Raw genomic sequence first — 16,200 nt, 5'->3', positions numbered from 1 at the left:
GGCAACCCTTCATCAGTCCTTTGCCATACCCCGCCCTTGCCACCACGAGTACAGCACTGGGATCACGATTAGCGATAACAGCGGTGCCGTAAGCATGCCGCCTACTAACGGCGCGGCAATACGTTTCATGACTTCTGCACCGGCACCTTGGCTGAACATCACCGGCAACAAGCCCGCCACGATTACCGAGACGGTCATCATTTTTGGGCGGATGCGTAGTAGTGCTCCCTGAATGATGGCTTGGTGCAAATCATGACGGTTATTCAAGCGCCCGGCGGAGCGTAAGTCTTCGATGGCATTGTCAAGATACAGCAGCATCACTACGCCAAATTCGGCGGCTACGCCAGCCAGCGCAATGAAGCCCACTGCTACTGCCACCGATAAGTTATATCCCAGCGCGTATACCAGCCAGAAGCCGCCGATCAGGGAGAATGGCAGGCACAGCAGCACCAGCAGCACTTTGCCGAAATGGCGGAAATGCATGTATAGCAATAAGATTGCCAGTATCAGCGTAAGCGGGATGACCCACTGCATGCGATCTTTGGCATGTTGCAAATTTACGTACTGTCCCGACCAGGCAATGGCATAACCGGGCGGCAATGTCACCGACTTATCCAGTATGCGCTTGGCTTCGCCCACATAACCGCCGAGATCGCGCCCGGTGATGTCGATATATAAATAGGCGGTCAAACGCGCATTTTCGCTTTTGATTTCCGAAGCCCCCTCACTGAAGTGCAAATGCGCCAATTCGCCCAGCGGTATTTGCGCGCCAGAAGGCATGGTGATTCGGCTGGCCGCTATTGCTGGCAGAGAATCGCGCAGAGCGCGTGGATAGCGCAGGTTGATCTGAAAGCGTTCGCGTCCATCAATCACCGTGCCGATGTTTTCGCCACCGATTGCGCCCTGCACCAGGCGTTGCACATCGGCTACGGTAACGCCATAACGTGCGGCTTGAGCCCGGTTAATGTCAATGTCCAGATAACGCCCGCCGGTGGCACGCTCGGCGAATACGGTGCGCGTGCCAGGTACGCTCTTGATCGCCGCCGCAATTTGCTGAGCCAGTTCAGCGATACCTGCTAGATCCGGGCCGGTGACTTTAATTCCCAGCGGCGTTCTGATGCCTGTGGAAAGCATGTCTATGCGGGTGCGGATCGGGTAGCCCCAGGAATTGGTGAGTCCTGGCAGGCGCACTTGGTCATCGAGCTTGTGAATCAATTGCTCTACCGTTTCTCCCGGCGGCCACTGGTCACGCGGCTTCAGCAGAATGGTGGTTTCCAGCATCGAAAGCGGTGCCGGATCGGTCGCAGTATCGGCTCGTCCGGCCTTGCCGAATACTCGTTCGACTTCCGGCAGTGCTCGGATCAGGCGATCCGTGATTTGCAAAATATTGGCCGCCTCGTCTACGGACAAGCCGGGTAAGGTTGTTGGCATATACAGCAAGTCGCCTTCATACAGTGGCGGCATGAATTCGCTGCCCAGTTTGGCCAGCGGCCACGCCACGGTGGTTAATAACAATAGCGTGGCGAGTACGGTTAACTTGCGTTTGCTTAAGGCGGCCAGCAGCACTGGCCGATACAGGGCTTGTAATACGCGGTTCAACGGATTGCGCTGTTCCGGGCGAATGCGCCCGCGAATGAAATAGCCCATCAGCACCGGAGTGAGCGTTATCGCCAGGAATGCGCTGGCGGCCATTGCATAAGTTTTTGTGTAGGCGAGGGGTGCGAATAGCCTGCCTTCCTGCCCGTCCAGCGTTAACACCGGCAGGAAGGAGATGGTGATTACCAGGAGCGAGAAGAACAGGGCTGGGCCTACTTCCAGAGAACTTGCTTTCACCACCTGCCAGTAATCGGGTTTGGCTCCGGCACGCTCCAGATGCTTATGCATGTTTTCGATCATCACAATGGCAGCATCGACCATTGCGCCGATGGCGATGGCGATGCCGCCCAGCGACATGATGTTGGCGCTGACGCCTTGTTGTTGCATGATAATGAAAGCGGCCAGGATGCCGATGGGTAATGTTACAACTGCCACCAGCGATGAACGCAGGTGAAACAGGAACAGCAGGCAAACCAGAGCTACTGCCAGTGATTCCTCGATCAGTTTCTCGCGCAGGGTGCTGATGGCGCGTTTGATCAGGCCAGAGCGGTCATAGGTGACGACTAACTCCACCCCTTGGGGCAACCCCGCTTTCAGCTCTTGCAAGCGTGTCTTGACCCGCTCTATTGTTTCCAGTGCGTTGTTGCCGTAGCGCATCACGACGATCCCCCCTACTACCTCGCCCTCGCCGTCGAGATCAACAACACCACGGCGCGCCTCTGGCCCCGTCTGGATATGCGCCACGTCCTGCAAGCGGATGGGGATGCCTTGACCGTCTGTGCCGAGCGGAATTTGCCGGAAATCATCCAGCGTTTTGAGGTAGCCGCGCGCCCTGATCATATATTCGGCGCGTCCCATTTCTACCACTGAGCCACCGCCGGACAGGTTGCTGTCGCGCACTGACTGCGCCACTTTGTCCAGTGTCAGTTTATACGCGGCCAGTCGGGTCGGACTTACTTCGATCTGGTATTGCCGCACCATGCCACCAATACTCGCCACTTCGGCGACACCGGGCAGGCTTTGCAATTCATATTTCAGGAAAAAATCCTGTAGTGCGCGCAATTGGTCAGGGTCGTGGCGATGCTGACGATCGGTTAACGCATATTCAAAAATCCAGCCCACGCCGGATGCATCCGGCCCGAGTGCCGGCGTAACGCCGGGCGGCAGCTTGCCCGCCATCTGGCTCAGGTATTCGAGCACACGCGTGCGCGCCCAGTAGGGATCGGTTCCATCCTTGAAAATGATGTAAATAAACGACTCGCCGAACATGGAAAAGCCGCGAACCGCAGTAGAACCGGGTACCGACAGTAGCGCCGAGGTAAGCGGATAAGTCACCTGGTCTTCCACCGCTTGCGGCGATTGGCCGGGGTAAGTGGTTTTGATGATGACCTGGACATCAGAAAGATCGGGAATTGCGTCCAGTGCGGTATGACGCAAGGAGTAAATTCCCCAAGCGCTGATTAATGCTGCAAGCAGCAAAACCAGCAGATGGTTACGTAATGACCAGGATATAACGCGGGCAATCATTAGTGCTTGTGCGATTCCTGCATGCGTTGCGCGGCATCATGCAGCGACGATGCTGCGTCCAGCAGGAACTGGCCGTTTACTGCCACTTCTGCGCCTTCCAAGAGGCCATCTACAACCTCGATCCAGTCCCCGCTTTCTATCCCTGTCTCGATATTAACAGGGAGGAAATGCCCCTCTCCTCTGGACAAGATTACCAAGTCTCCCTGTCCAGTGTGGATGACTGACGAGCGGGGCAAAACGAGTGCTTCGTGCGGCTGGGCGTGGATGATCACGTCGACAAAGCTACCAGGACGCAAACGCAGATTGGTATTATTAAGCGTTACCCTTGCGCTGATTTTGTTGTTTTCAGCGAGTGGATTGACAAAGTCGAGTTTGGTTTTGATTTCCTGCCCATCGGGGGTTTTTATGGTTACCGCATCGCCATTCTTTATCCGGCCAGCTTGGTCGGGATAAATCGTGATATCAACCCATACCTTGGAGACATCGGCCAGCGTAAACAGGGTGACGGAAGGCGTGACAAAGTTACCTTCACGCGCATTAATTTGTGTTACGACACCTGCCTGACCAGCCAGTATTTTAACCACCTCTATGGCTTGCTTGGAGCTCTCCATTTGTTGAACGGATTCAATGCTAATATCTTTATAGAGAAATTTAGTTCTTTCTCTGGAAAGCTCTTGCAGCAGATCCATCACATATGGGTTTTCCACTAGCGGAGAAATGTCGCCGATCGTTTTTAACGTCTGATCTCGGCGTACGATAAACCTCAAATATTCTTTTTGTTGTGCAATCAAATCGGGAGAATAGATCTCGTAGATTATTTGTCCTTTGCGAATCTGCTGTCCGACCGAATTGATATTTAGCTTTTTTATCCAACCATCGACCTTGGTATGGACATTGTAAAGAGTATCCCCATCGACTATTACGTTGCCATAAGTATGGATTTCCTGGCTGAGCGGGGCTTTTTTTACACTTTCCAACCTGACGCCAAGCTTTTGGATGGATGAAGTATCGATATGAATGCCATGGTCGTGGTTGTGAGCTGCGGGATTTTTTGACTGAACCAGATCCATGCCGCAAATCGGGCAATTGCCCGGATGGTTTTGCATGATCTCTGGGTGCATCGGGCAAATCCAGATTTGTTCCTTTCCGGCTTTGCCTATTTCAGATAAAGATAAGGTCTTGATGCCGGGGGTTTGGATTTCAGTATGACGCCATGTAATAGATATGCGCTGACTGATGAGATACCAGGCCAGAATGACGATTCCTAGCAGTACTATCCCTGCCGCTATTTTTTTCGCCATATTGATGGTCCGATTTCCTCTGGTCTATATCTGATCAAAACGTGTTATTTGCGACGCAGGCTCCAGCTGCGTCTTCCTGATTCAGGTTGCAAAATTTATTATCCTGGAGGTATGAATCATATACGAACGCCCTATATCCATGGTGGACAGGGGTGAATTTACAAACTAGATGAAGGGGTGGGTTGCCTTGTTTTTGAAAAAACCGCCTACTTGCCCTCGAAGGTACGTATAAATTGAATCACATTCCAACCATCTTCCTCGTTTATATCCGTTCCAACCCGAACCGGCATCCCGGTTCCCGGGCTACCATGTTTTAAAACCCACATTAATTCCCCGTCCGTGCGAAGTTTCTGCCATTTTGCATCGGTAAAATCACGCGGAGCATGTCCGGGTAGATTGACACCTGTGCCATCCTTGCTATGGCAAGTTACGCAAAAACCTTCCCCAAAATAAATTTTACGGCCTGCTTCAATTCGCTCTGGTGTTACGGGATAAGGGCTTTTTACTTGCTGTTCCTGCGCAATAATCGCCTTGGGTACACGCGGCTCATACACGTCCTTGTGAAAAGCCAATGTGCTTTGCGAGCCGACGCTCAGAAAGACGGCAATCCATACCCACATATTTTTCTTCAAAAAAAACATGACATCACCTCACATATAAAATCAAAAGACACAGTGTTCATCCCACCATGGACAAACCCTGTGTCTCCTGAATAAATCAAATAACTTTATTTTTTAGGAGCCCCTGGATCCTTGGCAATTTTTCCATGTAGCTCTTCCCAATGTCCAACTGATTGAGCGATGCCGACAGAACCGTCAGGAATCGGCGCGTCTTTAGGCCAGAGATGGAAAATGATGCCGTCGGTACCAGAAACATAATCCGCCAATCCTTTCTGCTCTTTCGGGTCAGTTGGATTCACTATGGCAACGCGACCGGTCTCTATCTCTTGCTTGTGATCGTGCCAGTTTTGCGTATGCGACCATTTCGGTATGGCCGATCCGGCAAGTTTTTTGGAGACCATGTATTCGATTTCGGTCAGGCGAGCATTTGGCTCAGTTGATTCGAACAAGATGCATTGAATAACGTCGTCATTGATTGGTTTGCAGTAATGATGGAATGGACCGATAACTTCCCCATCCATGACATGTGGCGCCGTAACGTGAATTGTATAACCGGTCAGAGGATTTTTATCCGCAGCAAAAGCTGGAGCAGACAAGAAGCCGGCCGTGATTAATGAGGAAACAAGAACGCAGACTTTGCTGATTTTCATAATTGAATCTCCTTATAAATTTTTATAGTTAAAGTTCGGATAATTTCTATACGTTCCATGCCCATTTATCAACATTTGTGGACTCTCTGATCCCGTCTTTTCGAAAATAGGCAGTTCAACGCACCCCTTTACGTGGGGAGACCCACTTTATACCTCTCCAACAGTTGCACGTATGTGCGGTAACACACTGAGTGTAAAGACAGGGCAACAGGGAGTTTCACTTTACGCCTCCAACAGTTGGAGGTCAACGCGATGTGCATATGTCCGGTTTAAATGTTAAGAGGAGGCAAAAGCCTCCTCAAAATAAGCGAAATCGCTTTACTAAAAACTATCTGATCAGGATTTGATCGCCGCGTCCTTTTTTCGGGTCAGCGTCGGGCTTGTTCATCAAAACCGTGATAGCACCGCGTAACGCCGCTCCCATCGCATGATCGACAATTGCGACATTGGTCGGACGGTCAGCTGGTGAAACGATGTCAAATGTACCGCCTTCAGCTACCGCCACGTTGTATGTTTGAATGCCGTATAGAGTGTTCTTCGGGTTGCCGTTGATATAAACACGATCCCAAATCCCTGCGATAGGATGCAGAGCGACCGGATTGTTGATGTTTGCGTTTACAAAGAAAATGCGGACGCGCTCGCCTGGCTTGGATTCCAGAACCTGAGTTGCATTTGGCTCATGAACAGGATCGTAATGAAACATTTTACCGTTGATGAGAGCACCTTTCCAACCTGTGTTCTCAAGTAAGCCAGTGATGTTCTCGCTATCCGGGAAGTATTGCTGCTGAATCAGCATGTATTCACGGTCTGCTTTTGGATAGTTCTTTTTATCTTTTGGATCGACAATGATCATTCCATACATGCCCTTGGCAATATGCTGAGCCATCGTGCTTGCGCCACAGTGATACATGAATACGCCTGGAGTCTTGGCTTCAAACTTGAAATGTTTAGTTTGTCCCGGCTTGATTTCACCAAATTCATTCAGCACGTCTACCTGAGCCGCATGAAAGTCCATTGCGTGTGAATTTTTATTTTCAGGTGGATTGATCAGCGTGAAATCGACCGTATCGCCTTCATCTACGCGGACAGGCTTGCCAGGAATGGAGCCATCGAATGTCCATGCTGCCATTTTGACATCGCCCTTATTATTCACGGCAAGATCAACTTCCATAGCCGTCATCGTGACTTTAACGGTTTTTGCGAATACCTGCTGTGCGGAAAAAAGCCCAGTTACCAACATTACAGCAACAGCTGTATTTTTAAGTTTAAACATATTATTCCCCCTTTAATTTAAAGTTAACTACAAATTACTTGTTTCTTACCACCACTTCTTGCTACTGCCATTTACTAACCAAATTTGCACTTGCATAACATGCGTAGATGCTGCACCAAATCCTTGATTTCTTCGTCGCTTAAGGTTGCACCCCAAGGAGGCATCAATATTGATTTTTCAATGGATGGCCCACCCTCTTTGATTGCTTTGAATAATGTTTCGTCCGACCGACCCGACATTGACTTTGCATCGGTATGATCACGCGGCACGACCGACATGTCCCGGACGTTCACGCCTTTTCCGGTTCCATCACTGCCGTGGCATTGAACACAATAGGCTTTGTAGTTGTCAGCGGGCACTTCCTTGGCTTGGGCTTGGACTGAAAAAGCCGCTACTAAAATCAACAAAAACAATTTAGTTGGCATTTGCAACCTCCTTGCTCAGTGTCTCAAGATAATGAACCATTTTCTGTATATTCACCTCAGATAAATTTTTGTTTGGCATCATGGATTTTGGCTCCCAAGCTTGAGGAGATCTGATGAAGCTCGACATATATTGCGGTTGCAGGCGCTTGGCCGCCGTATAAAGCTCTGGCCCCGATAGCCCACCATATTCAGGCTCGATCAAGTGACAGGCCATACAGCCCAAGAATTTAGTGAAGGCCATTTCCCCCATCTGCTTTGATATCGTACCGGACTCAACTTTCTCCTTTGCGATCAAATCGTCATGCGGTTTCATCTTCATGAGCTCGGCCGCAACTGAGGTGGCATCGGCCTTGGAAAGTGCAATATGATCTGTGAGCGTCGAAGTATCAATTTCATCACCTTTTGCCCCAGCCTTGATATGCCCGCCATAGTACATCCCGGCTGGACGTATCCGTCCGGGCTTTTGCAGCCAAGATACAAGCCATTCTTGGCGATATTTATTGCCCGCGTAAAAGAGATCTGGCCCCTTTTTCTCAAAGGCAGCTTTCAAAGTCTGTGTTGCCGGCCCCTTAATGTTGTGGCAGGCGGAACAACTCCCCTGAAGCATTTCTGCCCCGGCGAGGGCTGCTCCAGAAAAACCAAGTAAGGCAACAAGAACAACTCGCTTCATATTTATCTCCTCCTTTTCCCCTGTTCGATTATTTTGCCCATGAAAGGTGCGCTGTTGAAAAGTCCATATCCCTGCGTAAGCGACACACTGTAGAAGAAATTTGGATCGTACACTTTGCCTTTCCATGTGTACCAGTCATTCATTTTGACGCCTTCATATTCAAAAACGGTCATTGGCCCACCCATCGAGGCACCATTGTTTGTCATGTGTTTGTCGACATGGTCGTGCATTATGAAGAGTCCAGGATTGTTCATCTTGACGATCACGTCATAACGCTCACCGGGTCCTACCGGAACAGTGTCCACATAGTAAGGATTGGCAAGTGGATAACCGTCTTTGTGGGTTATGAGCATGTCGTGCCCATGCATATGCATTTGGTGCGTTTCATCGCCTGCGCCAATAAAACGCATTCTCAACACATCGCCTTTCTTGACCCTAATCGGCTGGGTGAATGGGAAGGATTTTGCGTTTACTGAAAAGTAGTCAGAAACATCCTGCGGGCTGCCGCCTTTGCCAAATACGCTGGCATAGGGAGATTGCCAAGTGCTCATCATCAGAATGGCATCCAGGGTAACTTCCTTTTCGAGTGCGCTCGGGGTTTTTGGATCGACGATCATTGGCCCCCACATCCCGCGTATCGCCACATGCTCCCAGACATTTACATGGCAGTGGTACCACAGGCTTCCGGGACGATCAACATTGAATTTATAGGTATAAGATTCGCCGGGCTGAATCGCTTCTTGTGTGACGCCTGGCACGCCATCTTGTTGCCAACTGCCGGTCTGGTTAACCCCATGCCAATGGATGGTATGGGGAAGTGTGGTGTTGTTGGTTACATGCACCATCACATCATCTCCCTCCTTGACGTGGATGAGTGGCCCTGGCACTTGTCCGTTGAACGCCCAAACTTTATTGGTAAAGCCCGGAGCTACTTCTATTGAAACTTCATCAATACTCAAGGTAAATTCGCGCTGCTCAGCCCAGCTTGCAGTGGCTACTCCCGCCAAAAAACAAAATGTTAAAACATTCCTGAGATAGCGGGCCACAGTGGGCACACGCAATATATTTAAGGCCATTGTCATTTTTCTTATCATCCAATTCTCATTTTTGATATATTTTAATAACAGTCATTTTTAATGTATCTTTAATTAAAGATATTGTCAAGCAAAAAAAACTTGTCTAAACATATAGCACATCGTACATCTATTGATCCGGCCTGATTTATCCGCGACTCACGTATGAGAGACGCTCGTGCAAGTCAATAAATACAAGTTCTATGAGCAGTTCAAACTGGGTGACTCACGGATAAATCGGGCGGAGTCTATAGTATTTGAGTGGACTCTCCTACCGACCATGCGCGGCGTCATTAGCCGCATGAAAACTTCAAATTTCAGCTGCCGGATCAATAGTAGTGCCATGACTTAAACTAAAAGGCCCGCTTCCGTGTACGACAACATAAAGTAAGCCGCCCATCATGGAAATGTTCTTCATGAAGTTGATCATCTGGTTTTGTGCTTCGGCGGGCGGCACGGCCCAGAAATTATGGAAGAACAACGCAGCCATTGCGGTAAATACAAATATCGCGGCGGCGGCCCAACGTGCATTCCAGCCGACGATCAGCATGATACCTCCGCCCAGTTCAACGATGATGGCGCCGATGGCGAGCAATTCCGGCATTGGTAGTCCCTTGCTGGCTATATACCCTACCGTCCCTTCAAAGCCGGTGATTTTGCCGAAGCCCGACATAACAAAAATGAGTGCCATCAGAATACGGCCCACTAACGGGCCAAAGCTGTTCAATGCATTCATAGTTGAAATCCTTTTCGGAGCAGTTAGAAAGCCATCGAGATGCGTTCGCTAGCGGTTCATGAACTGGCATTTATACCGCTGTTTTTAGCCGCCTGGCAATTTCAGCGACATGCCGGCCTTGAAAACGTGCAATCGCAAGTTCGTTCTCGCTCGGTTGGCGTGCGCCATCACCACCAGTTATCGTTGATGCGCCGTAAGGACTGCCGCCAGTAATTTCACTGATGGTCATTTGTCGTTGCTCAGAATAGGGCACCCCGACGATCACCATGCCTTGGTGTAACAGAGTGGTATGAAAACTGAGTATGGTTGATTCCTGGCCCCCATGCTGTGTTGCCGAACTGGTAAAAACGCTGCCTACCTTGCCAATTAGCGCGCCTTTCATCCACAGTCCTCCAGTCTGATCAAGAAAATTGCGCATCTGAGCGCACATGTTACCGAAGCGCGTCGGCGTGCCAAAAATGATGGCATCGGCCTCAGCCAACTGCTCTGGTTTGGCAGTGGGTATCTGTGCAAACGATGCACGCGCAGTTTTGGCATGTGTTTTTAATGCATCGTCAGGCATCAGTTCCGGCACCTGCCACAAAGTGGCCTCAACATCCGATATCTCACGTACACCAGCCATGATGGCTTCCGCCATCTGATATATATGTCCATGCGAGCTGTAAAAGATTACCTGTATCTTGGTTGTCATCATGTACCTCTGTAGTGGTAGATAGATTCATATCGACATGGAATGTCGCCAAAAAAACAGATAAAGATTATCTTAAGAAAAATCTAGTGTATGTGCGGTGACGCACTGACTAAGAGGGCGGGATCGTAACGTTGCCAGAAAGAAGGCTACAGATTGAACGCCAAGCTAAATGGCGGGGGGCAGTCATCGAGAAGACTTTTCCGCTCAAAAATCTCCGGCTATGGCTCTAGCACACCATTTTCGAGATATGTTGCATCGTAAGTTAATACGACCTGCGGATCCGGCAGAACCAGTCGTTCATCCTTATCCGCGTAATTAAGGCGGCTGAGCATATCCTTGATAACATTAAGTCGTGTCAGATATTTGTCGTCGGCGCGAACTATTGTCCATGGAGCCATTGTGTTGTGCGAGCGAGCCAACATTTCGTTGCGTGCCAAGCTGTATGGCTTCCATTTCTTGATTGCCTGGTCGTCAAGCGCGCTAACTTTCCATTGGGTAAGCGGGTCTGTCATGCGCTCATTTAAGCGTTTCTTCTGTTCGCGTTTGCTGATGTCAAGGTAGTACTTTAGAAGCTTGATACCTGAACGGAGCAACATATGTTCGAACTCTGATACTGAGTCCATAAACTCCTCATATTCAGCATCAGTGCAAAAGCCCATTACCCGCTCGACACCCGCGCGATTGTACCAACTGCGGTTAAACAGCACGAGTTCTTGAGCTGCCGGCAGATAGGGAACGTAACGCTGGAAGTACCACGATGTCTGATCTCGGTCCGAAGGCCTGCCGAGCGCCACGACGCGTGTTTCACGTGGACTCAAATGTTGAACGATGCGCTTGATTGTGCCATCTTTTCCAGACGCATCCCGGCCTTCAAAAATTATTAGAATTTTGTCATTACACTTAATGAAGTGCCGCTGCAGCTTGACTAGCTCGACCTGAAGGGCATGGAGCATTTTTCGATATTCATGCTTGCTGATTTGAGCAGCTGTTTTAGCGGGTTTGTTGAGATTGTTTTTTTTGTTCATTGAGGATTCACCAAAAAATATGTCGATTCCTGCCATACAAAATTAAATCCGCCAACTTATACCCACGCTTCGCGAAGTAACTCTACGATATAAATCCATCAAATGATTGGTGTAATCAGTTATTTTGAACAACTTCCAGCTCTATGCCTCTTCATCTATATGTTCTGTTATATCTGTTTTTCTTTGTTTGTGGTGTCTTCGGTCTACCTTTGAGCGTAGCTCTTTCAGAAGAGGCTGAATTTTGATACGACGGCAGATTGTTCGGCGTTCACCAAGATCGGTCTCAGTATGTCGCCTTTCGACTGGCTTAACCAAGTTGTGCTGCTGTTCAGATCGTGTAAATGGCCTAAACACCAGCGAAGGCTGGGTGCGCTCTGAGACGGGCTCAACTGGTTTAATTTCAGTTAGCTTTTTTACTTCATTTTTGTCTTCTAATCCGTTTAAAGACGGAGGAAGGGGAAGGTTCTGTACATATTGCATGATGTTTTAAATATTCTGAATTTCATGCTTGCGAGAATTTCAATGTTACCAGCTTCGCATTCTTTCCCATAATGCACAGATATTTGGCGTAAGCAATCTTCCCATTCTTTAGCTGAAGTGAACGGCGGGATCTTTAGAACAGAAGTTAAATAAATTTGTGGGGGGTAAGGATTTTTTAACGGGAACTGGAATAATTTATTGTGTTAGCTACGAATGGTTACCTTTAATTCTCTAGATAAGAAAAAAGCGGTTCGAAAACCGCTTTTTTTAATTGTACTTACATTGAATTATTTGACGATGGCTTTTAGCTCACCTTTAGCGTACCTGATGGCCATAGCGTCCAGTGAAATCGGCTTTATTTTCGAGGCTTGGCCGGCAGAACCGAAGGCTTCATAACGTGCCTTGCAAATCTCTTTCATGGCTATAGTCGATTCTGCCAAGAATTTACGTGGATCGAAATTTTTCGGGTTTTGTGCCAAGTGACGACGTACCGCGCCAGTAGATGCCATGCGCAGGTCTGTGTCGATGTTAACTTTTCGCACGCCGTGTTTTATACCCTCGACTATTTCCGAAACGGGCACGCCGTAGGTTTCCCCCATGTCGCCGCCAAATTGGTCAATGATCTTCAACCATTCTTGCGGTACAGAAGAAGATCCATGCATTACCAAGTGAGTATTGGGAATGCGAGCGTGGATTGCCTTGATGCGCTTAATATCCAAAGTGTCGCCTGTGGGAGGGCGGGTGAATTTGTATGCACCGTGCGAGGTGCCGATGGCTATCGCCAGTGCATCTACACCAGTCTTCCGGACAAAGTCGGCTGCTTCTTCTGGATCGGTTAGCAGTTGCGAGTGATCAAGTTTACCTTCCGCGCCTTGTCCATCTTCTTGTTCGCCCATGCCGGTTTCAAGTGAGCCCAAACAACCTAGTTCACCTTCAACGGATACGCCGACCGCATGGGAAATATCAACAACTTTACTTGTTACTTCAACGTTGTATTCGTAGGAAGACGGAGTTTTGGCATCTTCTTTCAAAGAACCATCCATCATTACGCTGGAGAATCCGGAACGAATGGCGTTGATACATACAGCCGGGGAGGCGCCGTGATCTTGGTGCATTACTACTGGAATGTGCGGATAAGTCTCTACTGCAGCTAGAATCAGGTGACGCAAGAATGCTTCACCCGCATATTTGCGGGCACCAGCTGAGCCTTGCATAATCACTGGGCTGTTGGTTTCATCCGCCGCCTCCATGATTGCCTTGACCTGTTCCAAATTATTGACGTTGAATGCGGGCAGGCCGTATCCGTTCTCGGCTGCATGATCCAGCAGCTGGCGTAATGAAACAAGAGCCATTTTTTTCTCCTAACAAATTTAAAGTTATCAAACAAAATCAAAAAATAGAATCTGGCAGTGTACGGGAAAACTCGGCTGCGCTTCAACTCCTCAGTGCTTACGGTGATCGCCTACCCGGACAATTTTCATGGTATTGGTATAGCCAGCCTTGCCAACGGCTTCGCCTATAGTCATCACAATCATGTCACCTTCTTGTACTAATCCCAAACGTACCAGCTCATCCTCCGCTGCGCGCAATTCTACTGACGGAAGTTTGGAGGTAGTGTTAAACGCAATCGGATGCACTCCGCTGAATAGAGTTACTTTACTCAAGGTTGATTCAGTCGGCGTTAACGCAAAGATCGGCACCCTTGCATTCATACGGGACATCCACAGAGGAGTCGAACCGGACTGGGTCAGCGCCACAATCGCTTTGATCGTAAAGTGAGAAGCAGCATATAGCGCAGACATGGCGATAGCCTGATCGATGCGTGCGAATTTCGTTTGTAGTAGGCGGTGACTGGTGGCGATATCTTCCATCTCACTTTCCGCGTTGATACAGATACGCACCATGGATTTGATGGTTTCGATGGGATAGTCGCCCACCGCGGTTTCTGCCGACAGCATTACCGCATCAGTACCATCCAGCACTGCATTTGCCACGTCCGATACTTCCGCACGAGTAGGAATCGGGTTAGTGATCATGGATTCCATCATCTGTGTGGCAGTGATAACCAACTTGTTTTTGGCGCGCGCCATACGGATCATGCGTTTTTGCAAGCCTGGCACGGCTGCATCTCCCACTTCCACGGAAAGGTCGCCTCGAGCCACCATGATAGCATCGGATGCATCAATAATTTCGTCCAGTACGGCAATGGCTTCGGCACGCTCAATTTTAGCCATCAATAAGCTTTTGCCGCCAGCCGCATGCATCAACTTGCGCGCCAATTTCATGTCATCAGCCGAGCGCGGGAAGGAAATCGCCAGATAGTCCGCTTTAATCAGGGCTGCGGTCTTAATGTCCTCCTTGTCCTTGTCGGTAAGCGCGGGGGCAGTCAAACCGCCGCCCTTGCGATTAATGCCCTTGTTGTTTGACAGCACACCGCCGCACACTACTTTGCAAATAATTTGCGCGCCCTTAACTTCGGTTACATCGAATTCCAGCATGCCATCATTCAGCAGCAGCACCGAACCTTTGCTGACATCCTTAGGTAAGTCCTTGTAGTCGAGACCAACGCGTTCCTGATTGCCGAGGCCTGTCCATTCCGCATCCAGGATAAAAGTATCCCCTTGCTTGAGAATAATCTTGTCATTCTCAAGTTTCCCCACACGAATTTTGGGGCCTTGCAGGTCGGCAAGAATTCCTATAATACGGCCACAAGCAGCCGCTGCAGCGCGCACTTTTTCAACACGCGCCACGTGGTCCTGCGCTGTGCCATGGGAAAAGTTCATGCGCACCACATCCACGCCAGCAAGTATCATTTGCTCCAGCACTTTCTGGTCGCTGGAGGCTGGTCCCAGGGTGGCAACAATCTTGGTTCTGCGTAACATAAATTTCTCGTCTTATTTACTTCGCAGCACGTTGCTCAAGAATTTCCACCGCTGGCAATTTTTTGCCTTCGAGGAATTCTAAAAATGCACCGCCGCCCGTGGAAATATAGCTTACTTGATCGCTGATCTTGTATTTGGCAATCGCCGCCAGCGTATCACCACCGCCAGCGATAGAAAATGCGGGACTTTCCGCAATCGCCATGCCCAGCGTCTTGGTGCCAGCGCCAAACTGGTCAAATTCAAATACGCCTACCGGGCCATTCCACACGATGGTTGCGGCGTTCTTCAGATAGGCTGCATAAGTCTGGGCAGTTTCGGGGCCAATATCAAAAATCATATCATCATCGGTGATATCAGCCACTTTCTTAACCACGGCAGGCTCATTGGCATCGAACTTCTTGCCCACGACCACATCGGTAGGTACCGGAATCGATCCGCCCTTGGTCTTGGCGGCTTGCATTAAACGCTGGGCTTCGGCTACAAGATCGGGTTCATATAGGGATTTACCGACGTTATAACCAGCCGCTTTAATGAAAGTATTGGCAATGCCGCCACCGACGATCAATTGATCCACGATGTGGGACAGCGATTCCAATACGGTCAATTTGGATGAAACCTTAGAGCCTCCAACGATGGCGATCAGCGGGTGAGCCGGGCTTTCCAATGCCTTGCCCAATGCCTCCAGTTCCGCTGCCAATAGTGGGCCAGCGCATGCCACTGGTGCATACTTCGCCACACCGTGGGTGGAAGCCTGCGCGCGATGCGCGGTACCGAATGCATCCATCGCATAAATGTCGCACAGCTTAGCCATTTTTTGGGAAAGCTCGTCGTTGTTTTTGCCTTCACCTTTATTGAAGCGCACGTTCTCAAATAGTACGACTTCACCATCGGCGATGGTGAAGTCGCCGTCCAGCCAATCCTTAATTACCCGTATCTCTTTACCCAACAAGTCGGACAAACGCTTGGCTACAGGCTTTAGGGAATCGGCTTCGGAATACACACCTTCTTCAGGACGACCGAGGTGGGACATTAACATTACTTTGGCGCCTGCCTGCGCGGCATGCTGGATGGTAGGCATGCTTGCCCGGATGCGGGTGTCATCGGTTATAGTGCCATCATCAGCTTGGGGAACATTCAAATCTTCGCGGATCAGGACACGTTTGCCCCTGAGATCCAAATCAGTCATTTTGATTACGGACAATTCTTTCTCCAATTAAGCATTCGAGGTGAAACGTAAGAAAAAATGCAAAA

Annotated in this window: 14 protein-coding genes; all 14 read right to left on the bottom strand. The window is 49.4% G+C overall.

Annotated features, from left to right (window positions below):
- Window positions 1-12 precede the first annotated feature (12 nt).
- Window positions 13-3,123 carry an efflux RND transporter permease subunit gene (locus MJ768_RS05215; protein ID WP_239288626.1) on the bottom strand — a complete coding sequence of 1,037 codons (3,111 nt, stop codon included), beginning with the start codon at window positions 3,121-3,123 and terminating at the stop codon, window positions 13-15.
- A complete protein-coding gene (locus MJ768_RS05210) occupies window positions 3,123-4,424 on the bottom strand; it encodes an efflux RND transporter periplasmic adaptor subunit (RefSeq protein ID WP_239288624.1) in 1,302 nt (433 codons plus the stop codon). Before MJ768_RS05210 ends, MJ768_RS05215 begins: the two co-directional genes overlap by 1 nt.
- 206 nt (window positions 4,425-4,630) lie before the next feature.
- Window positions 4,631-5,065 (bottom strand): c-type cytochrome, encoded by a 435-nt coding sequence (locus MJ768_RS05205; protein WP_239288622.1) that lies wholly within the window; start codon window positions 5,063-5,065, stop codon window positions 4,631-4,633.
- 86 nt (window positions 5,066-5,151) lie between these two features.
- Window positions 5,152-5,694 (bottom strand): DUF1264 domain-containing protein, encoded by a 543-nt coding sequence (locus MJ768_RS05200; protein WP_239288620.1) that lies wholly within the window; start codon window positions 5,692-5,694, stop codon window positions 5,152-5,154.
- Window positions 5,695-6,022: 328 nt separating this feature from the next.
- Window positions 6,023-6,967, bottom strand: coding sequence for a multicopper oxidase domain-containing protein (locus MJ768_RS05195; RefSeq protein ID WP_239288618.1), 945 nt, complete (start codon window positions 6,965-6,967; stop codon window positions 6,023-6,025).
- Between the two features lie 74 nt (window positions 6,968-7,041).
- Complete coding sequence (locus tag MJ768_RS05190) at window positions 7,042-7,392, bottom strand: c-type cytochrome (RefSeq protein WP_239288612.1); 351 nt, start codon at window positions 7,390-7,392, stop codon at window positions 7,042-7,044.
- Window positions 7,382-8,062 carry a c-type cytochrome gene (locus MJ768_RS05185; protein ID WP_239288611.1) on the bottom strand — a complete coding sequence of 227 codons (681 nt, stop codon included), beginning with the start codon at window positions 8,060-8,062 and terminating at the stop codon, window positions 7,382-7,384. Before MJ768_RS05185 ends, MJ768_RS05190 begins: the two co-directional genes overlap by 11 nt.
- Window positions 8,063-8,064: 2 nt before the next feature.
- Window positions 8,065-9,108, bottom strand: coding sequence for a multicopper oxidase domain-containing protein (locus tag MJ768_RS05180; protein WP_239288610.1), 1,044 nt, complete (start codon window positions 9,106-9,108; stop codon window positions 8,065-8,067).
- Between the two features lie 337 nt (window positions 9,109-9,445).
- Entirely contained in the window at window positions 9,446-9,871 is a 426-nt protein-coding gene (locus MJ768_RS05175; protein WP_239288604.1) for a DoxX family protein, read from the bottom strand.
- 70 nt (window positions 9,872-9,941) lie between these two features.
- Window positions 9,942-10,565 (bottom strand): NAD(P)H:quinone oxidoreductase, encoded by a 624-nt coding sequence (gene wrbA / locus MJ768_RS05170; RefSeq protein WP_320415724.1) that lies wholly within the window; start codon window positions 10,563-10,565, stop codon window positions 9,942-9,944.
- A gap of 215 nt (window positions 10,566-10,780) precedes the next feature.
- Window positions 10,781-11,587, bottom strand: a complete 807-nt coding sequence (gene ppk2 / locus MJ768_RS05165; protein ID WP_239288603.1) for a polyphosphate kinase 2 — start codon at window positions 11,585-11,587, stop codon at window positions 10,781-10,783.
- Window positions 11,588-12,354: 767 nt separating this feature from the next.
- Window positions 12,355-13,419, bottom strand: coding sequence for a class II fructose-bisphosphate aldolase (gene fba / locus MJ768_RS05160; protein WP_239288602.1), 1,065 nt, complete (start codon window positions 13,417-13,419; stop codon window positions 12,355-12,357).
- Window positions 13,420-13,509: 90 nt separating this feature from the next.
- Window positions 13,510-14,949: a pyruvate kinase gene (gene pyk / locus MJ768_RS05155; RefSeq protein WP_239288599.1), complete on the bottom strand. Its 1,440-nt coding sequence runs from the start codon at window positions 14,947-14,949 to the stop codon at window positions 13,510-13,512.
- Window positions 14,950-14,965: 16 nt separating this feature from the next.
- Window positions 14,966-16,150 carry a phosphoglycerate kinase gene (locus MJ768_RS05150; protein WP_239288598.1) on the bottom strand — a complete coding sequence of 395 codons (1,185 nt, stop codon included), beginning with the start codon at window positions 16,148-16,150 and terminating at the stop codon, window positions 14,966-14,968.
- Window positions 16,151-16,200: the final 50 nt, after the last annotated feature.

The sequence above is a fragment of the Candidatus Nitrotoga sp. 1052 genome (assembly GCF_927312905.1).
GTDB lineage: Bacteria > Pseudomonadota > Gammaproteobacteria > Burkholderiales > Gallionellaceae > Nitrotoga.
The sequence above is the reverse complement of the archived record's forward strand: the minus strand, read 5'-3'. Positions and strand labels throughout refer to the sequence as shown.